The sequence below is a fragment of the Spartinivicinus poritis genome, assembly GCF_028858535.1.
In the GTDB taxonomy this organism is placed as follows: Bacteria; Pseudomonadota; Gammaproteobacteria; order Pseudomonadales; family Zooshikellaceae; genus Spartinivicinus; species Spartinivicinus poritis.
The window spans coordinates 1-22,137 of the sequence record NZ_JAPMOU010000030.1; the positions used below are offsets into that span (position 1 = coordinate 1).

17 protein-coding genes are annotated in these 22,137 nt (G+C 41.1%); 7 read left to right on the top strand and 10 right to left on the bottom strand.

Features of this window, described 5'->3' with window-relative positions; all coding sequences use genetic code 11:
* Nucleotides 1-296 precede the first annotated feature (296 nt).
* Entirely contained in the window at nucleotides 297-1,049 is a 753-nt protein-coding gene (locus ORQ98_RS19520; protein ID WP_274690497.1) for a hypothetical protein, read from the top strand.
* Nucleotides 1,050-1,098: 49 nt separating this feature from the next.
* Here ORQ98_RS19520 and ORQ98_RS19525 read toward each other — a convergent pair whose 3' ends face one another.
* From ORQ98_RS19525 to ORQ98_RS19550, 6 genes are all read right to left on the bottom strand, one after another.
* Complete coding sequence (locus tag ORQ98_RS19525) at nucleotides 1,099-2,049, bottom strand: COG2958 family protein (RefSeq protein WP_274690498.1); 951 nt, start codon at nucleotides 2,047-2,049, stop codon at nucleotides 1,099-1,101.
* A 504-nt stretch (nucleotides 2,050-2,553) separates the two neighbouring features.
* Nucleotides 2,554-3,186, bottom strand: a complete 633-nt coding sequence (locus ORQ98_RS19530; RefSeq protein WP_274690499.1) for a sarcosine oxidase subunit gamma — start codon at nucleotides 3,184-3,186, stop codon at nucleotides 2,554-2,556.
* Nucleotides 3,179-6,199 carry a sarcosine oxidase subunit alpha gene (locus tag ORQ98_RS19535; RefSeq protein WP_274690500.1) on the bottom strand — a complete coding sequence of 1,007 codons (3,021 nt, stop codon included), beginning with the start codon at nucleotides 6,197-6,199 and terminating at the stop codon, nucleotides 3,179-3,181. The genes ORQ98_RS19530 and ORQ98_RS19535 overlap by 8 nt, the downstream gene beginning before the upstream one ends.
* Complete coding sequence (locus ORQ98_RS19540) at nucleotides 6,199-6,492, bottom strand: sarcosine oxidase subunit delta (protein ID WP_274690501.1); 294 nt, start codon at nucleotides 6,490-6,492, stop codon at nucleotides 6,199-6,201. Before ORQ98_RS19540 ends, ORQ98_RS19535 begins: the two co-directional genes overlap by 1 nt.
* A gap of 15 nt (nucleotides 6,493-6,507) precedes the next feature.
* Nucleotides 6,508-7,758 (bottom strand): sarcosine oxidase subunit beta family protein, encoded by a 1,251-nt coding sequence (locus tag ORQ98_RS19545; RefSeq protein ID WP_274690502.1) that lies wholly within the window; start codon nucleotides 7,756-7,758, stop codon nucleotides 6,508-6,510.
* Nucleotides 7,759-7,827: 69 nt separating this feature from the next.
* Nucleotides 7,828-8,916: an FAD-binding oxidoreductase gene (locus ORQ98_RS19550; RefSeq protein ID WP_274690503.1), complete on the bottom strand. Its 1,089-nt coding sequence runs from the start codon at nucleotides 8,914-8,916 to the stop codon at nucleotides 7,828-7,830.
* Between the two features lie 390 nt (nucleotides 8,917-9,306).
* Here ORQ98_RS19550 and ORQ98_RS19555 point away from each other — a divergent pair, with 390 nt between their 5' ends.
* The 5 genes from ORQ98_RS19555 to ORQ98_RS19575 all read left to right on the top strand — a co-directional run bounded on the left by ORQ98_RS19555 (nucleotide 9,307) and on the right by ORQ98_RS19575 (nucleotide 16,755).
* Complete coding sequence (locus ORQ98_RS19555) at nucleotides 9,307-10,575, top strand: aromatic ring-hydroxylating oxygenase subunit alpha (protein ID WP_274690504.1); 1,269 nt, start codon at nucleotides 9,307-9,309, stop codon at nucleotides 10,573-10,575.
* A gap of 879 nt (nucleotides 10,576-11,454) precedes the next feature.
* Nucleotides 11,455-13,566 carry an amino acid adenylation domain-containing protein gene (locus ORQ98_RS19560; RefSeq protein WP_274690505.1) on the top strand — a complete coding sequence of 704 codons (2,112 nt, stop codon included), beginning with the start codon at nucleotides 11,455-11,457 and terminating at the stop codon, nucleotides 13,564-13,566.
* On the top strand, nucleotides 13,566-15,083 hold the full coding sequence (locus ORQ98_RS19565) for a ferredoxin reductase domain-containing protein (protein WP_274690506.1): 1,518 nt from the start codon (nucleotides 13,566-13,568) through the stop codon (nucleotides 15,081-15,083). Before ORQ98_RS19560 ends, ORQ98_RS19565 begins: the two co-directional genes overlap by 1 nt.
* A 54-nt stretch (nucleotides 15,084-15,137) precedes the next feature.
* The gene (locus ORQ98_RS19570; protein WP_274690507.1) at nucleotides 15,138-15,902 is read left to right on the top strand and encodes an enoyl-CoA hydratase; all 765 of its coding nucleotides are present in this window, start codon (nucleotides 15,138-15,140) and stop codon (nucleotides 15,900-15,902) included.
* 64 nt (nucleotides 15,903-15,966) lie between these two features.
* Nucleotides 15,967-16,755 (top strand): substrate-binding periplasmic protein, encoded by a 789-nt coding sequence (locus ORQ98_RS19575; protein WP_274690508.1) that lies wholly within the window; start codon nucleotides 15,967-15,969, stop codon nucleotides 16,753-16,755.
* Nucleotides 16,756-16,763: 8 nt separating this feature from the next.
* Here the strand turns inward: ORQ98_RS19575 and ORQ98_RS19580 are convergent, their stop codons facing one another.
* On the bottom strand, nucleotides 16,764-17,537 hold the full coding sequence (locus tag ORQ98_RS19580) for an N-acetylmuramoyl-L-alanine amidase (RefSeq protein ID WP_274690509.1): 774 nt from the start codon (nucleotides 17,535-17,537) through the stop codon (nucleotides 16,764-16,766).
* Nucleotides 17,538-18,030: 493 nt separating this feature from the next.
* Between ORQ98_RS19580 and ORQ98_RS19585 the strand changes: the two genes are divergently transcribed.
* A complete protein-coding gene (locus tag ORQ98_RS19585; protein ID WP_274690510.1) occupies nucleotides 18,031-18,630 on the top strand; it encodes a hypothetical protein in 600 nt (199 codons plus the stop codon).
* A 112-nt stretch (nucleotides 18,631-18,742) separates the two neighbouring features.
* Here ORQ98_RS19585 and egtD read toward each other — a convergent pair whose 3' ends face one another.
* The 3 genes from egtD to ORQ98_RS19600 form a co-directional block, all read right to left on the bottom strand.
* Entirely contained in the window at nucleotides 18,743-19,693 is a 951-nt protein-coding gene (gene egtD / locus ORQ98_RS19590) for an L-histidine N(alpha)-methyltransferase (RefSeq protein WP_274690511.1), read from the bottom strand.
* A gap of 13 nt (nucleotides 19,694-19,706) precedes the next feature.
* A complete protein-coding gene (gene egtB / locus ORQ98_RS19595) occupies nucleotides 19,707-20,987 on the bottom strand; it encodes an ergothioneine biosynthesis protein EgtB (RefSeq protein ID WP_274690512.1) in 1,281 nt (426 codons plus the stop codon).
* A gap of 138 nt (nucleotides 20,988-21,125) precedes the next feature.
* On the bottom strand, nucleotides 21,126-22,100 hold the full coding sequence (locus ORQ98_RS19600) for a zinc ABC transporter substrate-binding protein (protein ID WP_274690513.1): 975 nt from the start codon (nucleotides 22,098-22,100) through the stop codon (nucleotides 21,126-21,128).
* Nucleotides 22,101-22,137 lie beyond the last annotated feature (37 nt).

A 22,137-nucleotide genomic window follows, 5' to 3' on the forward strand; every position in this document is an offset into this window, starting at 1 on the left:
ATATTGTTGAGTCTTGTTGTGAGGCATGGAATGTATTTGTGAATAAGAAAAATAACATTAAAAGCTTGTGCTCCAGGTGCTGGGCTGTTTTAACAAGCTAATAAACAGGATTGGTATAAAGCACCATTTGTTTGGATAGGCGTTGTCAACAAGGTTACCTAACTCATTGAATGTAGATAAGTTTTATAGCAAGTTTCTTTCAGGTGGTTGCAAATTAAACAGTGTTGACATAATATGTCTCCGCCAGGGTCATGAATGGCCCTGTTGAAGCTGGATGATATGAAGGAGGTACGCCTGTGCGAACGAAAAGCTCAACTCATAAGTTGATAAACTGGTCTTTTTATATTTGTAGTATTTTATTGATAGCTGCTTTTTGGTTTCGAAATGATTTTGCGCCTCGTTCTGAATTTCAGTTTGTTAGTGATATTGATGAACCCCCAATACAACAGCGAACAAGCAAAGATTCATTTAATATTTATAAGAATGATGTGATGTATAAAGTGGAGCCTAAGTATGAATATGAATTAACTGGGCTAGTAGTTTCTTATAACCATCATGATGGTAAGTTTGGTTCCCATAAACGCTGGAGTGACCATATAAATGTTGCAGACTTATGTATGGTATGGGGTGATAATGCTAAAAAACTAGACTTAAATAAGTTTGAATTTTGGAATGGTGAATTTACTTGCAATATTCAAACAAATGATTATGTGCAATATAAGCTATTTAAAAATAATGAGTTATCCAATAATCATTTAATAGCTGACAATGAAATGATTCGTGATGCTATTAAAGATGTAAAAATTGGTGATCAAATAAAAGTTAAAGGCTGGTTGTCTGAATATTCTAATCATCTAGGTGGTTCGCGTGGTACTAGTACTACCCGTGATGATACTGGTAATGGCGCTTGCGAAACTATTTATGTTAGTGATTTTCAAATTATTAGTAGCATGAAAACGGGTTGGCGTACTTTATTGGATATTTCATTAATAGGTACAATTTTAAGTGCATTAGCTTGGTGTGTGGGCGTATTCCGAGGTGCATTTTAATCTTAAGCTCCTGGTTGCTCCTGATAGAATAACAGGAGCTTTTATTATTTTAAATTTTATTCCAATCTCTCGATCTTAAAATTCCTGTTTGATAATACATCGAAACCTGCTCGATAAAATCGCGAAAATCTTCATTTTCATCAACAATACGGTTAGCAGATTGCCAGTCAACTTCGGGTCTGGCTCTGGCGGGTAAAAGTATTTCACTTTCAAAAGGATTTTCTGTGACGAGCAAAATCACCCCAATACCATGCAAAGCTGATAACATTCTTAGCTCTTGTTCAACTAAAGTATCTGCAATACTGGTGGTGACCAGGTAACCTTCATTGGCCCAGCTGGAATTAGATACAGCCTGGAAAAATGACTTACGCACAGTAGCTCGGGTTAATTCGCGCTTTACCTCGAACGCCCAAAGCCGAACACTCTGGCTGCCACCTTGCCGAACACAGGTTTGCACCAGCTCATTCCAGCCTTTTGCTACTGGCTCCATAGCCACTATATCTGGATGTAACCAGTGATTGCCACCACTGCCACGGCTGTTTCGAGAGCGCTTTTCATCAATCCGTAAGCAATACAGGTGATGTTCACTTTTTAAATACTGAACCAGTAGTGGATACAGCTCTACTTCCGCCAATATTTGTTGTTGGGTGATAACCTCAATGGCGGCATCTTCGTCATCCAAATCTGAATCATGCCACTCAGGCTCTTCTTCCTCTTCGTTGGCGTTCACTTCAAACCAATATACTCTAGGCCTGGGCTTATCCTGCCAATGGATTTTATTATCTTGACGTAAAATACTGGCTTTTTGGGCGCCAATTTCAGCCACAATCTGCTGCAAAAAGGCTTTGTCGTCACTAAAACGAGGATTAGAGCGTTTATCTAAATAGTCTTCTGGATAGCGCGCAATAATAGCCTCAGCAATCTGCCGGGCAGTGAATTTTTCACCTGGATTTTCTTTTAAAAACTCAGCTACTTTCTGCGACTGGGAAACCCTACTCATATTACATATCAACAGTTGTATACTCTTCGCGAATGATCTTTAGGCTTTGTTACCATCGCTCGTCACCCTAGTCACTTAGCTTATCTAAGCTCCTAGGGCTTCCTCACTTGGTGGCCTCGCCTAAATAATCCTTCACTGTGAGTATATTTTTACACCTAAAAATGATTTGCGTAGATATATTCTTAATTAGAAAGGTTATTTTTCACCAGATAAGGGAAATCTGCAAGCGGTCAAATGGAGAGAATATTTTAGAGGCTGTCGCAATGGGGAAATTTAGCTTGGTGCTTTTGGCTCCCTGTTGATCAAAGGAGGATTAGAGCTATGGCACCATCTAGCTTCCCCCTTTGAAAAAGGGGGATTGAGGGGGATTTTTACAAGTAAATAAAGTGGAGAAGCTCAAAACTATGGTCACTTTAAATCCCCCCTAGCCCCCCTTTATCAAAGGGGGGAAACAGCTTTCGCGACAACTTGAAGGGGAGGAAGAAGTTTTTGAAACAGCCTCGATCAACCACCTATCGATAAGCCATACTCTTCACTAGCATCTACCAGCCACCGCCATAGATAGTCAGCGAAGCTACGTCTTACCACTAGTTCAAAGTAGTTATCTTCTATCCTGCGGATTAATGCAGTAGATTTGGCTAAAGTGGTTTGCACGCCTTTACCGACAGGGAAATTCCGTAAATGTACGTCATATCCCGTAGATTTCTGCAATACCTGCTCAGCATTTGTTCCAGACAAGTGAAGAATGGTTTGGCCGCCACTAACGTCGACAACTAAATAGTGGCCATGCAGGTGTTCATGCAGCTCTTTTTCTATTTGAGCCTCAGAACCACCATCTACCAAAATTAACCACTCATCAGGCCCTAACCATTGCACGACAGCTGTTTTGCTTTGGCTGCTTTGATGAGGCTGGGTGGGTAATGCTACGCCAAGGGCTTTTTCCACCCCCTTGGAAAATAGCTCATTATTAGGGTCACCTCGTAAAATAAGGTGACCTTGTAATGCCAGTTCTTTTAACTGCACCCCGCCTTGAAGCTGATTGGCAGGCTTAGCAGGTAAACCCAAATGGTGGAGCGGTGACTCTGCTCGTACGGCCAATTGCTGGTCATTAAATACGTCATCAGCGACTCTAGACATTTTGGCGCTCTCCTTTGGGATCTAAAAATATAGGTGAACAGATTTCAGCTTCAATAGTGCGACCATCTGCTAATGGTGCAAAAACAGTCTCACCCATTTTCTGGTGGCCACCTTTTACCACTGCTAATGCCATCGAATAGCCCAGGCAAGCACTTTGATAGCTACTGGTTACATGGCCAACCATAGCCATTGGCTTGGGCTGATCAGGATTGAGTACTAGTTGGGCACCTTCAGGCAAAACGGCATTAGGATCTTTTGGCTTGAGGCCCACAAACTGTTTGCGATCAACTCGAATGCAGTCACTACGGTCCATCGAGCGTTTGCCTAAGAAACTGAACGGCTTGTTTTTGCCAACAGCCCAGTCCATCCCTAAGTCATAAGGAGTGACGGAACCATCAGTATCCTGGCCAACAACAATAAACCCTTTTTCTGCCCGTAAGACGTGCATGGTTTCAGTGCCGTAAGGGGTAATGCCAAACTCGGCACCAGCAGCCATCACTTGTTCCCACACATAATGGCCATAGTTGGCTTGCACATTGATCTCGAAAGACAGTTCACCAGTAAAACTGATCCGGAACACTCGAGCTTTTACACCAGCAACGGTTGCTTCTTTCCAGCTCATAAATGGGAAGGCTTCGTTGGAAAGGTCTATGTCGTTACAGATTTTCTCCAGCACTTTACGGCTGTTAGGGCCAGACATGGAAATAGTCGCCCAGTGATCAGTCACAGAGTTGAAGTAAACTTCCAGCTCAGGCCATTCAGTTTGATGCCAGTTTTCCAGCCATTCCAGCACCCCTGCGGCACCACCAGAAGTAGTGGTTAATAAGAAGTGGTTTTCACCCAAGCAGGAGTTAACCCCATCATCGAATACCATCCCGTCTTCTTTCAGCATTAAGCCGTAACGACAACGACCGACAGCCAGCTTGCTCCAAGCATTGGTGTAAATGCGGTTGAGGAATTCGCGAGCATCAGGCCCTTGAATGTCGATTTTGCCCAGAGTTGATGCGTCTAAAACACCTACACTATTTCGCGTAGCCAGGCACTCACGGGCAACAGCCTCATGCATGGTTTCCCCTGGTTTTGGGTAATACCATGGGCGCTTCCATTGGCCAACATCCTCAAATAGTGCGCCATTTGCCTCATGCCAGCTATGCATGGCGGTGTAGCGCTTAGGATCAAACAGCTCACCCACTTCACGGCCAGTTAAAGCGCCAAAAGTAGTGGGGGTGTATGAAGGGCGGAATATAGTAGTACCCGTTTCAGCCAGCGTTTTGCCTAAAGCCTTCGCTAAAACTGCCATCCCGTTGATGTTACCCAACTTGCCCTGGTCAGTTCCAAAACCCATGGCGGTATAACGTTTGACATGCTCTACTGACTCGAAGCCTTCTCGGGCTGCCAGTTCGATAGCTGCAGCAGTGACATCCGTTTGATAATCAACAAACTGCTTAGGCGCTCGGCTGGGTGGTTGATGGTGTGGAATGTGAAATAAAAGTTGGCCTTGTTCGATGCTAGGCTCATTGGTTTTAGGCAGCTCGATTGCTTGATCACCTTTACCAAAACCGGACTCAATCGCTGCTTGCAGACCAGTATCAGCCCCTTCTTGTAAGGCTTTCTCCAGTGAATAAGTACCTTGTATGCCACCTACACACCATTGCGCCTGATGGGTTTCGCCTGGTACAAAGCCACCTATATCATCACGCCAAACTGGTCGACTGCCAGTGTGACAGCTTAGGTGGACTATTGGGCTCCAGCCACCAGAGCTAGCAACCGTATCGCACTCATATTGCTCAGCACTGCCAGTCAGTTGCTGGCCATCAGCACTTAATGATGCTACTTCAACGGCTTTAACTCGCTTGCTGCCTTTAACATTGATTACGCCATGCCCGGTAAGAACACGGATACCTTTGCTGATAGCCTGCTTGACTAACTCACCTTGAGGATTGGCACGGGTGTCAACAATCAGTACGACTTCGCGACCAGTGGCTTGCCAATCAAGCGCTGTTTGGTAGGCATAATCATTGGTTGTCATTAGCACCAGCTTGTTGCCAGGTACTACGCCATAACGATTAATGTAGGTAGTCACTGCAGAAGCTAGCATGCAGCCAGGGCGATCATTATTACCGAATACCAGAGGGCGCTCTTGAGCACCTGCTGCGAGGATAACTTGGCTAGCACGAACATTGTGTAGCCGTTGTCGAACACCAGGCTGATTCTCGCCGACGTGATCAGTACAGCGCTCCACAAGTGCTACCAAGTTGTGATCATAATAACCAAGTGCAGTGGTGCGATTTAGTAAGGTAACATTGGCCAAGGAGCCTAGCTCACCAATAACCTTGCTGACCCATTGGCTGGCAGGTTGTCCATCAAGAGTCTCTGTGTTGTTGAGTAAATAACCGCCCCACTCAGACTGCTCGTCTGCCAAAATAACTCTTGCTCCAGCCCTTGCAGCAGCAAGAGCAGCAGCTAAACCAGCAGGTCCACCCCCAACAACTAACACATCACAATGGTGGTGCATTTTGTCGTAGCGGTCTGGATCTGTTTCCTGTGGGACTCGGCCTAGACCAGCTGCTTTACGAATATATTTTTCGTAGGTTAGCCACTGGCTTTCAGGGTACATAAAGGTTTTGTAGTAGAAGCCGGGAGGCATCATTTTTCCGCCCAGCTTGCCTACCAGCCCCATCACATCATTTTCAGCAGAAGGCCAGCCAGCAACGCTTTCGCAAACCAGCCCATCATAAAGCTCAGTTTGGGTTGCTCTTAAATTAGGAATGCTAGTAGCTTCCGTGCTGCCGACTTGCAAGATGGCATTTGGCTCTTCAGAGCCTACGCCGACAATGCCTCGTGGTCGGCTGTATTTAAAACTGCGGCCGACAATATCTACACCATTGGCTAATAGAGCTGATGCAATGGTGTCCCCTTCAAAGCCTTGATATTGCTGGCCATTGTAGGTAAAGCGAATGGAGTGGTTGCGGTTAACTCTGCCACCCTGATTTAAGCGATTAACTTGGCTCACTACTGCTCTCCCTCCGCTGTTACCTGAGGTTTATCCCCCATTTTGTAGCTTTCTAAAATTTGATAGGTCACGGTATTTCGCGTCACATTAAAAAATCGTCGACAACCTGCAGTGTGATACCAGCGCTCATGATGCAGGCCCCGTGTGTTTTTACGGAAGAATAAATAGTCTCCCCACTCTTCATCAGAAAGCGATTCAGGACTTTCTGGCCGGACAATATGTGCTTCCCCTGCATAATGAAACTCATCTTCTTCACGGGTTTCCTGGCAATAAGGACAGTGTATTTGCAACATCTTCAGTTCCCTCCGCTAGTGAGCTACGCCGGCAGCGCCGTGTTCATCAATTAAGTGGCCAGTGTAGAAGCGGTCGATATTGAATGGTGCCGCTAAAGTGTGTGGATTATCGTTGGCGATGGTATGGGCAAATACATGACCAGAGCCTGGTGTTGCCTTAAAGCCACCAGTTCCCCAGCCACAGTTGAAATACAAGCCAGGAATATGAGTTTTACTGATAATGGGGCAAGCATCAGGACAGGTATCTACAATCCCACCCCAGTGGCGGTTCATCCGTACTCGACTGAAAATTGGGAACATTTCAACAATGGCAGCAACCGTATGCTGGATAGTGGCAAAAGAACCGCGCTGACCATAGCCGTTATAGCTATCGATACCAGCACCAATAACCAGATCGCCTTTATCTGACTGGCTGACATAGCCGTGTACGTGGTTAGACATAACCACAGTATCAAGAATTGGCTTGAGTGGTTCTGAAACCAAAGCTTGTAGCGGGTGGGATTCTAACGGTAAGCGCATGCCTACCATTGAAGCTAACACCCCAGAGTTGCCTGCTACTACGCAGCCGACTTTTTTCGCACCAATAAAACCATTTTTGGTTTCAACCCCACAAACAGCGCCATTTTGTCGGCGGATACCTGTGACTTCCGTTTGCTGAATTAAATCAACACCTAAAGCATCAGCCGCTCTTGCAAAGCCCCATGCCACAGCATCGTGACGGGCAACACCGCCGCGAGGTTGCCATGATGCGCCTAATACTGGATAACGAGCATTGGAGGAACAGTTAAGAATAGGAACCAGCTCTTGTACTTGTTGGGTATTTAAGACTTCAGAATCAATGCCATTGAGACGGTTGGCATTTACCCGACGCTCGATATCCCGCATATCTTGCAAGGTATGGCCAAGGTTTAAAACCCCCCGTTGGCTGAACATCAGGTTATAGTTCAGGTCTTGTGATAAGCCTTCCCAGAGCTTTAAGGCGTGTTCATAAAGCAGTGCTGCTTCGTCCCATAAATAATTAGAGCGAACAATGGTGGTGTTACGTGCAGTATTGCCTCCTCCCAAGTAGCCTTTTTCAATAACAGCTACATTGGTAATGCCACACTCTTTGGCAAGATAATAAGCGGTTGCTAAACCATGGCCACCACCACCAATAATAACCACATCATAATTAGACTTGGGGGTGGGATTGCGCCATACCCGTTGCCAGTTTTCGTGGTAGCTTAAGGCATGCTTGAGCAGGCCAAAACCTGAGTACTTTTCCATATCTTTACTTACCTACTCGCTTAATTCACACAGTCTTGATAGAAAACAGGTGTTGTGTATAAAAATGGTTTAGAAATCGACAACAACATTGCCTTGAGGGACACTACAGCAGCTTAAAATGTAGCCTTCTGCAATATCTTCATCGGTAATACCACCGCTGTGATTCATAGTGACATCGCCAGACTTTTTCAGGACTTTACAAGTACCACAAAGCCCCATACCACATGCTCTGGGCATGTGTAAGCCAACCTTACCGGCAGCTTGGTGAATGGTTTCACCTGGTAAAATCTCGGCAGTTTTGCTGGATGCAGCAAATTCAACTGTAATGAGTTCTGACTCATCTATTGTTGCTTCTATATAGGTAGCTGCATCTTCTGGGTTTTCTTCTGGGGTAGTGATAAAGCTTTCTTCATGGTACCGACTCATGTCGAAACCAATTTCTTGCAACATCTGCTGAACAGCAGCCATATAGGGGCCAGGGCCACAACAGAAAATTTCACGCTCTAGCAGGTCTGGGGTGGTTGCATCAAGAATATTGTTATGTAAAAAGCCACGATAGCCGTACCAGCTTTGGCCAGGTTCAATCTTTTCGCAAATAACGACCAATTTAAAATTGGGCATTACTGCATCTAGTCTGTTCAGCTCTTCTAAAAATAAAATATCGGCGGGTGTTCTGGCGCTGTGAATAAAAACCACATCCACATTGGCCATGGTATCAGCCCACCAGCGTGCCATGGACATTACTGGCGTAATGCCAACGCCACCAGACAGTAGCAGTACTTTTTCGGCAGGGTAGTCGATGCTGGTAAAAATACCGGCTGGGCCCTGAATATCAAGGGTGTCTCCTACACTCAAGTTGTCGTGTAGCCAGTTTGACACAAGTCCATCAGGTACCTGCTTAACAGCAATGGCAAAGCAATAAGGGCGCGAAGGTGAAGTCACAATGGTGTAGCAACGTTGTACAGGCTTACCATTGATAGTTAGATTTAACGTTACAAATTGCCCAGGCTTGAAGTGAAATAGCATTGGGTTATCAGCCTGAAACCAAAATGACATCACGTCATGAGTTTCTGGAATCACAGCCACACAACGCACATTTAATGTGCTACCTGGCTGCCATACATCTGATGTTGCTGGATTGGCGAAGGTTTGAGTCATGTCACTGCTCTCTTCCGTTTGGCTATTATTTTTTGTTTAGCCACCGCGTGTATTGGCAGGTAAGCGTGGCTATTTATGATTTAACTGGATTTTGGGTCAGGGGATGGATAGGAGATTATCTAAAAACGACCTACAGATAGTTTTTGCAGCCGGTAGTTAGCCCTTGCCCTAATAACGTCGGAAACCTGCTTCTGCTGAGTCGCTTTTAACTATGTGGGTAGAGGGGTTATTAATCAGAATGCCTGCAATATAAAAAGTGTACCTCTATTGCTTTAAGTAATCCTAATATGGCAAAAAACACAGAGAAACAGTTAGAGGTATTCAAGTATTACGGACGATCTAGCCTACAAATGTTGCCGTGTATATAACAATTAATGATGAGGTATCACTATGGGTAACTTGATTGATATCAAGCAACTTTCTAGCTCTGGCATTAGCCGCCAGGATGTTGCCAAAATGTTGCAAGATCGTAACCCAACTTATTCCTTACCCCAACCCTTTTACAATGACCCTCAGCTTTTCCAAATTGATATGGAGGAAATTTACTGTAAAGAATGGTTATTTGTGGGTTTAACTTGCGAACTACCAGTGAAAGGCAATTTTATTACAATTGATATTGGCAATAACCCAATAATAGTGGTAAGAAATCAGCATAACGAAATACAGGCATTTCATAATGTTTGTAGGCATCGGGGCTCTAAAGTCTGTTTGCAACCGAAAGGTAAGGTAGCGAAGCTAGTTTGCCCTTATCATCAGTGGACTTATGAATTAGATGGGCAGCTTATTTTTGCTGGAACAGAAATGGGGGATGACTTCTGTAAGAGCAACTTTTCATTAAAACCTGTTCATGTCAAAACAGCTGGTGGTTATATTTTTATTTCGCTAGCAGAAACCCCACCTGAGATTGCCCCCTTCTTAAAAGACTTAGCTGACTATTTAGAGCCTTATGATTTAGATAACGCAAAAGTAGCGGTTGAGTCTAATATCGTTGAAAAAGCGAATTGGAAACTTGTTATTGAAAATAACCGTGAGTGCTATCACTGTAATGGTTCACACCCAGAACTGTTAAACTCTTTATTAGAGTGGGATGACACCACAGACCCTCGTGCCTCAGATAGCTTTAAAGCTCATGTGGCTCGCAAAGAAGCTGATTGGGAAGCAGAAAAAATTCCTTACAAGCATGTTTCACATGGGTTAAGAAACCGAATTGTGAGAATGCCACTAATGGAAGGAACTGTTTCCATGACTATGGATGGCAAACAGGGTTGTAAAAAACTGATGGGGCGTATTAAAAACCCAGACTTAGGCTCAATGCGAATTTTGCATTTGCCAAACTCATGGAACCATGCCATGGGTGATCACTTGATTGCATTTATCGTAACACCACTTAGCCCTCAGGAAACTCTGGTAACCACCAAATGGCTGGTTCACAAAGATGCTGTGGAAGGGGTTGACTACAATGTAGAAAACCTAAGGAAGGTTTGGGATGCTACTAACGCTCAAGATAGAAAGCTAGCGGAGGATAACCAGCTAGGCATTAACTCTATGGCTTATGAGCCTGGTCCTTACTCAAAAACTTATGAATTTGGCGTGATTAATTTTGTCGACTGGTATAGTGAGTCTATGCTAAATCATTTAGGGACACAGAACGCAGAATAAAGCATGTAAATTAATCACGTTTTAGTAAGCTAGTAAAACCCTGGTAGTATTTGTTGCTGGGGTTTTTGCGCTCTTCTTAATACCACCACTAGTTGTCACTTTAGGTGCATTAGTCATACAGTAATACCTCAATTTAGTGACAAGTTGTCTTCTTATTTTCAATTTAATACTGCCTTTTTAGCACTAGGTCTCAAGCTAAGTCTGACTCTCATTAAAGCGTTATTGCCTTTGAATTTCTTTATAAAAGAAACAGTTCTATCAAATTTATAGAGCAAGTCACACGGTCTTTTTTCTTTCGAATGAAGGTCTCATTTTTAACTATCTAATGAAACAAGATTGTTTGATAGATGTTCTATTTAATGTATCTTTCTGAACGTTAGGTTAGTTAAAAAAGGTAATCATAGTTCTTAGTGATTTAAGATATGATTTGTAATAAAAGTGAAATAGCATATTTGTAATTTCACTTTTATAAGTTAAGGAGGTAAGTCAAGCATATTTACTGTTAGATTAATAAAAGCAATTAACCTTTTAAAAGAATTTGGTTGTCGTATTTATTGGTTATGTATTTATTATGCTATGGAAAGTCTTTGCTATAAAGATAGTCTTTATGGTGGTTCTATAAATAAAATAAAAATGTCGGTTATTAATTGGGTTATTTAATAAAGATAATGATGGGTGAGTATGAGTTGGCACCCTGGTTATTTATCCTATTTAAATAGATAAAGAGTTATATAAAACACGTAGTGTTTGCTCAATATAAATTTGTATTTGCTGCGCAAAAATAGCAAAAAATAATCTAGCTAAAAAAGCAAAAAATTATATTGCTCAGTATTTTCTGTGTGGTGATGCTGTCTATTCTCAATAATCAGGTGTATTGTTATGAATGTCGAACAAGTTGTGAAAGTTGGTCTAAGAACTAAAGAAAAAGGGAAGGTGGAAACTGGTTACTCATTAAAAGAACAGTTGAAGTATAGTGACCCACACACATTAATTTCTATGTGGTTGGAAAATAATGGAAAAGATATAGATTTTGTTGGTAATTCAATAAGTAATAGTGTGATATCAAATGAGTTGTATAAAAAAATCATTCACCAAATTTGTGAGGATTCATCTGAAATCATTGCTAGTCTGGAAAATAAAGTTGGTGCAATGGAGACAAAATTATGTGATGTAAACCTTAAATTAAAAGGTGCTGAAAAGGAGTTAATGAGAAGTAAAAATACTCTTGATGCTGTAAGTAGCATAGTTAAACAGTCTGAAGAAAAAAATGAGAATATTCAAAAGACTATTATCAAACTATCCAAAGTACTAAACTGTAACAACCCATCTCTCACTAAAATAAACCATGACGAACAAACAACAGATCTCATTAATTCGGAGTTAAAACAACATTTTGTTGCCCAATCAATAAGCCAGTTGTCGCCTGCTGATCAGATACTATTTGAACAGTTTGGTCAGGGGCCTTTAGAACAGGTCCATTATAATGCTATTCACCAAGCATTTGAGGTGCATGCTGTTTCACAGCCATATGCTATTGCTGCTAAACATTTAGATGAATCGATTACTTATCAAACGCTTAACCGTCAAGCGAATCGGCTCGCGGAGCTCCTCAAAGGCTTGGGGGTTAAAAGAGGCGATAATGTCGCACTTTTTTTGCAGCGCTCCATACCTATGCTGGTAGGTATTTTGGCTACGTTAAAACTGGGAGCGGCTTATGTACCGCAACATGTCGGGGTGGCACCAGAATCACAGTTAAAACATGTTATTAATACAGCTGATACAAAAGTAATTTTAACCTTAGAAAAGTTTAAAAATATTATACCTGTACCAGAAGGCCATACCTGTATTGCTATCGATGAAATAATGCAACACTCGCTAAGTGAAGAAACAGATAAAAATCCTGTATCGTATGTAAATAACAAGGATGTTTGCTTTATTTTGTTTACTTCTGGTACGACAGGCAAACCCAATGGTGTACAGGTTACGCATGGTAATGTTTGTAATATTATTTTAACTGAGCCAGGTGGGCTTGGTATTCAGCGGGGAATGAAAGTAGCACAAATTTTAAATATTGCATTTGACATGGCTGCCTGGGAAATCTTTGGTTGTTTAACCCATGGAGCAACTTTGATTATTAGAAGCAAAGATATTCAACAGGCAGTACAGCAAGCTGATGTCGTAATAGCGACACCATCAGTACTTGGTTCGCTTGATGCTGACAGTTGTCGTAATGTTAAAATTGCCGCTGTTGCTGGTGAGCCTTGCCCTAAACCACTTGCGGATAAATGGGCTTCATTTTGTAAATTCCATAATTCCTGTGGTCCTACAGAAACTACTATTGTTAATACAGTTCAGCATTATCACAGTGAGTCAGAACAATTAACCATTGGTAAGCCTACACCGAATAATACAGTTTATATTCTTGATAAAGATATGAAGCCTTGTGCTATCGGTGAAGTAGGAGAGATGTGGGCTGGAGGCGAATGTGTTACCGCGGGTTACCTTAATAACCCACAGTTAAATAAAGAACGATATGCTCCCGACCCTTTTCTTGGTAATGGCAGAATGATGTTTCGTACCAGAGATTTAGGTCGCTGGACTAAAAATGGTGAGTTGGAGCATTTTGGCAGGGTAGATGATCAAGTAAAAATTAGAGGTTTTCGAGTAGAGCTTGATTCTGTTTCTGCAGTATTGGAAAAAGTACCTGATTGTAAACATGCAGTTGCACTCAAACTTGATAACCGTAATTTAGTAGCGTTTGTTAGCCCATATACTGTTGATGTGGAAGCAGCTAAACAGGCTGTGGCTGAATCTCTACCGTATTATTGCACTCCTGCATTTATAATTGCTATGGATGAGCTGCCTAGAACCAGTCGGGGGAAAGTAGATAAAAGAGAATTGCTTAAAATTGCTCAGCAACATCACAAACAAGACGTGGAATTACAATCAACAGAAGAGCTTCATCCTGTAACGAGTAGGGAGACATCGTAATGGGTAATGTTGCAAGCTTAAAACTACCGGTTGCTGAACAGTCTAAACAACCAGCTAAAATTAAGAAAACATCAAAGACAACGGTTAAACGACAAACAACAAAAAAACAAAAATTAAGTAAAGTTGCAGTAAAGTCCACTTTTACAAGAGGAAACTCAGCTAATCAGCCTGTAGATGCATCGAAGATTAAGTTACCCAGTGTAAAACTGCCTAAAAAAACAGGTCCATTACGGCAGCTGGGGAAACATGAGCAATTAATGCACTACAACCGTCTTGTTTATTTAGTGACACTTGTTAATTTAGGGGCGTTTTTTTTAGGGATAACTCAATATAACTGGTGGGGAAGTGAAGGAATTGCACTTGGAGCAATAGCCAATATTGTTGTTATTAATATGACAATTGCCATTGTTATGCGACAACAGTATGTTATTAATTTCTTATTTTGGCTTGCTACTCGAGCCCCCACAAGTTGGCCGTTATCAGTACGCTGGACCTTAGGAAAAGTTTACCATTTTGGTGGTTTTCATAGTGGTTGCGCGGTAGCGGCCACAATCTGGTTTGCAGTGTTTGCTGGTTCCATCACCTATCAGTATGCTAATGGGCTACCCGGTATATCTCTGGGTACGATGGTAATTACTTATGCATTATTAGCAGTACTACTATTAATAGTTGTTATGGCTTTACCTTCAAATCGTGCCCGTTTTCATAATAATTTCGAGTTAATCCATCGTTTTGGTGGATGGGCTGCATTACTAATGTTTTGGATGCAGACGGTCGTTTTTATTAACGATCAAAAAGGAGATAGCACTTTATCCAATGCTTTATTTTCTAGCCTTAGTTTTTGGTTGTTGGTCATAGTAAGTGTCAGCATAATTATACCCTGGCTTAGGCTAAGAAAAGTACCAGTTGAGATAGAAACCCCCTCATCACATGTTGCACTAGCAAAATTTAATTATGGTGTGACACCTTTTCCTGGTTCTTCGATGACCGTTAGCTTAAATCCTCTAGCAGAGTGGCATGCATTTGCTAATGTGCCAAAACCAGGCGAGGAAGGGTATCGGTTAACGATTTCACGTGCAGGTGATTGGACCGGTGCATTTATTGATAATCCTCCAAGTCATGTATGGGTAAAAGGTATTCCTACGGCTGGTGTCGCCAATATTGAAAAACTGTTTAAACGTGTTGTATATGTGGCAACAGGCAGTGGTATTGGTCCGTGTTTACCTCACTTATTAGCGCAAGAAGTGCCAGCTCACTTAGTCTGGTCAACAAGAAGCCCTCGCGAGACTTATGGTAATGCGTTGGTGGATGAAATATTGGCTGCAGAACCAAATGCAACGATTTGGGATACTACTGAAAGCGGTAAACCGGATATGGTCAAACTGGCTTATTTGGCATATCGCTACTTTAATGCTGAGGCAGTTATTATTATATCTAACCAAAAGCTTACCTATCAGGTTGTTCATGGTTTAGAGATTCGAGGTATTCCTTCCTACGGCGCGATTTGGGACTCATAAATTACAATTTTAATTTCTGGCTAAATTTACAAATTTTTAATTAATGAGGTATTTATGAGCATTTTAGTTGAGCGTAAAGGTCGGGTTGTTATTGTTAAACTAAATCGCCCTAAATCACTGAATGCATTAAATTCAGACATCATGGAAGAAATGGTGACTACTTTAAAACCCTTAGATCAAGATCCAGATGTAGGATGTTTTATCATAACCGGCTCAGAAAAAGCATTCGCAGCAGGAGCTGATATTAAGGAAATGGCCAACCAAACTTATATGGACATGTTTTATCAAGATTATTTCGCTGGCTGGGATAGTTTTGCTGCGCTACGAACACCGAAGATTGCTGCAGTATCAGGTTATGCATTAGGTGGTGGGTGTGAATTGGCCATGATGTGTGACATGATTTTTGCGGCAGAGTCGGCTAAGTTTGGCCAGCCAGAAATTAAGTTAGGAGTGATACCTGGCATAGGAGGATCTCAACGACTTACTAAACTGGTTGGTAAAGCCAAAGCTATGGATATGATTTTAACAGGCCGTATGATGGCGGCAGAAGAAGCAGAGCGTGCTGGGCTGGTAGCACGGACTATTCCTGACGATAAGCTGCTGAGTGAAACAATTACTGCTGCAGAAACCATAGCCGCTTATGGTAAGCCTGCGGTTATGGTGGCTAGAGAAGCTGTTGAGCGGGCTTTAGAATCTAGTTTGAGAGAAGGAATTTTATTTGAGAGACGAACATTTCATGCGTTATTTGCTACCGAAGATCAAAAAGAAGGAATGAAAGCATTTATTGAAAAGCGAAAGCCCTTTTTCAAAAGCAAATAAGTGGTAGTTTCCGCCTTATCATATAAGCTTACCTTAAATTGAGCGTTTCTTTCTGGGGCTTGTTATGAAAAAGCGGCATCAAGTTTTTCTTGTTTTATTCCTTATGCTCGCAACAGCGGTAAATGTTTTCGCCTGTTCAAAGCAAGTTAATGTGGCCTGGAATAAATGGGAGCCATTTTTCATGATGGCAGGTAAAGGACAACCTGATGGGTTAGATGCCATTATTATGGATCTACTGCTTAAAGCGGCAGGTTGTCCTTACAGTTTGCAGGAAATTCCTGGTAGAAGAGCATTGCAGCTGCTTAAAGAAGGAAAAATTGATATGGTTACAGCCGCTTCAATCACTGAAGAGCGGCAAAAATACGGTTATTTTTCTGAGCCTTATCGACGTGAAGTAATGTTGCTTATTTTTCGTAAAGGAGAAGCTGCAAAATATCCAGCCGAAAGTTTGTTTGAATTATTTACTAAATATAACGTTAAAGTTGGTGCCAGTAATGGTGCTTATTATGGTCCAGAGTTTCAAAAGTTACTTGAAGATAAGCGGTTCAAACCAAAAATCCATTTAACCACCAGCCCAGAGCAACGGATGAAGCTACTTGAAGCTGGTCGACTAACGGCTGTTGTTGATGATCAAGTAGCGGCAACTTTTTTAACTCGTCAAATGAAATTGGTTGGCAAATTTGAGTTTCATCCTTTGGTAGTGCACGATAATAGCATCCATTTATTATTCAGTAAGCGCTCTGTACCTAAAGAAGATGTCGAATTAATTAATATAGCTTTGTTTCGTTTACAAAAATCGTTTGCCTACCAGCATTTAATTCGAAATTATACGGATATTGCTTCTGATAATTAGCATAATAATTAAAACTGGGAAGGTTTACAGTATTTATCAACTAGTGCATAAATAGCGGCAACTGTTTTTACATCTAGACACCCTGAATAGGACTCAGGATTAAAGTGCATTTGAAATGCTTTCACCACCTGCTGTGTCTGTTTATCCTCTATACCTGTTAACTGTATCGAGTAACCATAGGTTTTAAGTTGCTGTTGGATTGCCAAGATAGGAGGTAGGGCTTCACTAAACTGACACTGATAACGTTCAAGTGTTGCTGTGTCATACCATGCGCCAATTCCTTCTGAATATAAGTGTTGCCAGGGAAACTTAGGCCCAGGGTCAGCTTTTCTAGCAGGGGCAATGTCCGAGTGACCAATTACTCGTGTAGGTGTAATGTCGGGATGGCGTTGTATTATGTCCTTGCATAATAAAACTAATTGTTCAATTTGATCTGCTGGGTAGTCAGGAAAGAGTAACTTTTCTGCTTCAGTAGAGCTTGGCTCTGGTTGATAGACAATCTCAATACCAATTGATTGATCGTTGATATTACTTCTATCTTCCCAGGCGCTTACTCCAGCGTGCCATGCTCTTTGTGATTCATCAACCAACTTAAATACTTGAAGCTTTGTTGCAGGATAGCTTTGGTCAGTTAAATTAGGGATCAAATAGTGAGCGCTTACTTTTGAGGTTAGCGCGGCAATAGAACTGGCAAAGTTAATCGCTGTGTAGTGAAGTACCAAAAATCGAATCCGGCTATTATAGCTTGATGAGCGATAGGTTGAATCGTCGATAACTAGCAATATGGCATGCCCTCTGCTTTAGCCCTGGTGTAAAGTCTTGTCTTGAGTATACAGGCTAGGTAGTGGCTGAGACCAGCGGTTAAGCCAGGAAGAACTGCCCGTTTGCTGATAACCCTTTGAAAAGTTTTAGTATTTGATGGAACACAGCATGCCAGACATACTCTTTTGTCTTCTAAAAATGAGCAAGGACTTAGCTCTTACTCCAACTCTTTTAGTTTGATTGTAAATTTTATTAAAATGACTGTTCAAATAACTAGAACGCGATAGAATTATTTATTTGAAAAATAGTGATCTAGAAACTGTATGAATGTAAAACAAATGATTGATTTAACGGGTTTTTTGGTTAACGATTGTTCGTTAATAATATGATCTAAATCACATTTTATTAATGAGTAGTTAACAATTCAGAAATAATGATGTTTCTAAAAACTATTGATTTGGTGTTTAATTTGTAACACAAGTTTCTTTTAATGGCAGGAAGCAGGGTGAATATATGGTTAGCTATACGGATGTCGATAACAAAGACTTAGTATGGGACTTAAATCATATCCTTAATCGCAAGAAAGCAATTGACTTTTTCAAGCTGATTGCTGACTGTTTTTGTGTGTACAGCCCAACAGTTGCAAAGCTGTATTCTAACTATGAGGTAATTACTCCAAACAACTACAACAGTGGTTTGGTAATTCTGCCTAATTTTTATTGTTTTCATGATATTTTCAATCATATTGATGAAAGTGCTGTTCTGCCAACTAACATTATGCTAGTTGCCAATACAGTGAATAAAACAAAAAAGTTATATATGGTGTTGCCAATCAAGCAACAGCAAAAGATATACCCTTTAAACCAAGGACTGGAAGTGCTTAATGAGTTTCTTAAGAAAAAAGGCCACCAGTTTTTGCCTGTTTTAGTCAATGGTGATTTGAGGGAGTTTCGTGCTCAAAATCCTTGCTTACATTTAAATTTATTAAGGTTGGATAAGCTTCATCACTTATCTGAGTTTCAAAAGCAAGATATAGCTGATACCATTCATAGCCGTGTTGACTCACTTTATAACTTGGCGAACCACGTGCAACAACATATGCAGACTGCATAACATAATAGTTGCCCGGCTATATTGAGCTAAATATTAAACTATTTATAAATGCCGCATACTTTTTATGCGACATTTTTTTATAAAAAATTTATTAACAGTTACTGTCGAGCCTTCACTCTACATAAAAAATAGCAAACCATTCATTATCATCTACCCAGCGCTGAGTGCAAGCCAACCCAGCACTATGAGCTAAACTGATAAAGTCCGCTGTTGTATATTTGTATGAGTTTTCTGTATGAATAGATTCATTTTTTGCTAGCCGTATTTTTTGATTATTGATGGTAATAATTTGATCTACCATACTGATTAAATGCATCTCGACACGCTTTTTTTCCTGATTAAAAAAAGCTTCATGGGAAAAAAGCTCAGGATTAAAATTAGCATTTATCAATCTATTTAAATGCAGCAAGACATTTTTATTAAATTCAGCAGTGATACCTTGGCTATCATTATAAGCCCTATTCAAAACTTCAATGGGCTTTATTAAGTCTATACCAATGATTAAACCACTATTATTACCTAATTGTTGCTTTAGCCGCTTTAGAAAGCGTATAGCTTCTTCAGGTTCAAAGTTGCCTAAACTGGAACCGGGAAAAAAGCCTACTTTATGGTTGTACTCTGTGCTTGGTAAGGTCAGCTGCCGGCTATAGTCTAAACAGGCGGCATGTATCTCTAACCAAGGGTAGTCGTCAGCAAGCTTTTGGGCTGAATTTAATAGATGAGCTTTGGATATATCCAGTGGCATATAAGCCTTTGGTTGAACTGCTTCTAGCAGCACTCGGATTTTTTCGCTACTTCCGCTACCATATTCAACTAATAGAGTATGATCCCCTACTGCATGGGCAATGGCTTCGGCATTATCTTTTAAAATACTGAGTTCGGTTCTAGTTACATAGTATTCAGGTGATTGAGTAATTTCATCAAATAATTGAGACCCTGTTTTATCATAGAAATATTTGGGTTTAATCGTTTTTGGGTGAGTCATTAAATCCTGTAAAATTTCTTCAGTAGTATTATGATCATTTACCAAACGATCATAAAAAAAAACTGTATTAGTAGACATGAGAGTTAATCCTTTAACTTGCTAGTCTAATGCCAGTCATTTGCCAGCGATCTTTAGGGTAGAAAAAATTGCGATAAGTTGGGCGAATATGATCATGGGGGGTTAGACAAGATCCACCTCGTAATACCATTTGGTTGCACATAAATTTGCCATTATACTCACCAACTTCATCTATAAATGGTTTAAATTTAGGATATGGCAAGTATGCCGATAAGGTCCACTGCCAGCAATGATTAAATAAGTGGTTTATTTCGTAACCGTTTATTTGAGGTAATGGATGGTAAGGGGAATGAGGGGAACCATCTATCAAGTGGCTGTATCGTTTTGCTACAAACTCCCATTCTTGTTCAGTTGGTATGCGATATCCAGCCCAGCGAGCATAGGCATCAGCTTCATAATAACTAATATGACAAACGGGGCTTTCCATGCTGAGTGGCATGCTGCCATATAAGGTATATTCATACCACTCGTGATTTTTTTGAAACCAATATAGTGGTTTATTTATACCGCTACGGCAAATAGACTCCCACCCATCAGCCAGCCAAAGCCCTGGCTTTTGATAACCTTTGTCTTCAATAAATGCAAGATATTCATGATTTAATACCAGCCGATTGGATAAAGAAAAGGGTGGTAATGATATTTCGTGATGGGGCTTTTCATTATCAAAGCTAAAACCTTTATCCTCATAACCGATGGTAGTTTTTCCTCCAGGAAACTCGATAAATCTTAGAGCTGGACTGGTAATGTTATGATTAATTTTGGGTGCTTTAGTTTGATAGCGAGGTAACAAAGGGTTTTGAAAGAAATTGTATTTTAAATCAGTTAATATTAGCTCTTGATGCTGCTGCTCATGATGGATACCAAGAGCCAGCCTGAACAGTAACCACTCTCGCTGGTGGTCAGACAGTTTGCTGTTATGTTTAAGTAAATTTTTTATTTTTTCATCGACGTTTTCTCGATATGAGTAAACTGTATCTACTGTTGGTCTGGAAAGTAAATGGCGATTACGTCTAATGAAGGGTTTTCCTACACCGTTATAGTAGGAATTAAATAAATGATGAAAGGCCGGGTGAAAGGGTTTGAAGTTGTCTTCTAACTTGGCGAGAATGAATGTTTCAAAGAACCATGTGGTATGAGCTAAATGCCACTTGACTGGACTCGTTTCAGCAATTGCCTGTAAGTTATAGTCATCTTGTTCCAGTGGCTCGCACAATACCCAGGTGTGGGCGCGACAAGTTTGGTATTTTTCTAAGTAGTTCTCCAGCTTTTCGGCAACTGCCGACTTGTTTGTCACAAGCTTATCCTTTGTTTGATAATAAAAAATTTATCCAAACTTAAAGGCTAGCAATTGTTTGTTGGTTTAGTGTGACAGTTTATTGAAAGGATTTAAGGAAGACGCTCATCACTGCTTACTGTCTCTGGTCTGGTCACTTTAACCCGTTGTTGATAAACAATAATGAAGACTATCTGCAAGGGTTTGTAGGTAGTTTATATAGCCGTCCTGACTTACTGTCTGCTCAATAGCAAGTGGGTCTAAAACGGCTTTCTTGATAGGAAGCCCTTGAGTTAACTTGGTTAATATTCTTGGCGAGAACTGAGGCTCAAGAAACAAGCAGGCTTCACCTGCGGAAGATAATTTCTTTCTTAACTGAATGATATGGCGAGTACTAGACAACTGATCAGGTGTTGCTGTGACATTATCGATAATATTGAGTTGGTAATGCTCAGCTAGTAACCCATAAGCGTCATGAAATACAAAAAAGCCTTTATGATTAACAGTTGAAAGCAGTTGTTGGTTACTAAGGTCAGCTTTTCTTAGTCGATCTGCAAACTGGGAAAGGTTGGCTTGCCAGTGACTACGATAGTTAGGATATAGATCAGATAGTGTGTTAGCTATTGTTTGGGCTGCTCGTAGTGCCTGTTTAGGATCTAGCCAGATATGTAATTTACTAGCATAGCTATGGTGATGATGATCGTGGTGTTGCTGATGGTTAACTGGAGCAAAACCTGCCATTGATGTCTCTAGGTTCATCAAAGAGACTGTTGGCTGGTTAAGGGAGCGCTTAGCCAGGGGCTTTTGTAAAAACACTTCCATTTGAGGCCCGATCCAAAATACCACATCTGCTTGGCGAATTTTGGTAAGATCTGATGGCTTAAGTGAGTAATGATGTGGTGAGGCTGAGACGGGTACTAGTACATCTGGTGTTGCAATATTGCCAGTAATTGCTTTCGCAATAAGTTGGATAGGCTTTACTGATACCAGAATGTTGATAGGTGGCTGGACTTTGTTAGTAACGGCGCTTTGTGCGACTGTTTGCCATGCTAAACACAAGCTAGGAAGACAGATAATGGTTATCCATCGGGTCAAACCTAATACTAATTGCTTAACTTGTTGAATGTTGAACAAAATCCTAGCTCCATAACAGCAGCTCACAAGCATTCAA

Bases quoted from the DNA above. Each gene is read 5' to 3' on its own strand.
- ORQ98_RS19525 (WP_274690498.1), bottom strand. From the start codon at position 2,049: ATGAGTAGGGTTTCCCAGTCGCAGAAAGTAGCTGAGTTTTTAAAAGAA.
- ORQ98_RS19530 (WP_274690499.1), bottom strand. From the start codon at position 3,186: ATGTCTAGAGTCGCTGATGACGTATTTAATGACCAGCAATTGGCCGTA.
- ORQ98_RS19540 (WP_274690501.1), bottom strand. From the start codon at position 6,492: ATGTTGCAAATACACTGTCCTTATTGCCAGGAAACCCGTGAAGAAGAT.
- ORQ98_RS19545 (WP_274690502.1), bottom strand. From the start codon at position 7,758: ATGGAAAAGTACTCAGGTTTTGGCCTGCTCAAGCATGCCTTAAGCTAC.
- ORQ98_RS19550 (WP_274690503.1), bottom strand. From the start codon at position 8,916: ATGACTCAAACCTTCGCCAATCCAGCAACATCAGATGTATGGCAGCCA.
- ORQ98_RS19555 (WP_274690504.1), top strand. From the start codon at position 9,307: ATGGGTAACTTGATTGATATCAAGCAACTTTCTAGCTCTGGCATTAGC.
- ORQ98_RS19560 (WP_274690505.1), top strand. From the start codon at position 11,455: ATGAATGTCGAACAAGTTGTGAAAGTTGGTCTAAGAACTAAAGAAAAA.
- ORQ98_RS19565 (WP_274690506.1), top strand. From the start codon at position 13,566: ATGGGTAATGTTGCAAGCTTAAAACTACCGGTTGCTGAACAGTCTAAA.
- ORQ98_RS19570 (WP_274690507.1), top strand. From the start codon at position 15,138: ATGAGCATTTTAGTTGAGCGTAAAGGTCGGGTTGTTATTGTTAAACTA.
- ORQ98_RS19575 (WP_274690508.1), top strand. From the start codon at position 15,967: ATGAAAAAGCGGCATCAAGTTTTTCTTGTTTTATTCCTTATGCTCGCA.
- ORQ98_RS19585 (WP_274690510.1), top strand. From the start codon at position 18,031: ATGGTTAGCTATACGGATGTCGATAACAAAGACTTAGTATGGGACTTA.
- egtD (WP_274690511.1), bottom strand. From the start codon at position 19,693: ATGTCTACTAATACAGTTTTTTTTTATGATCGTTTGGTAAATGATCAT.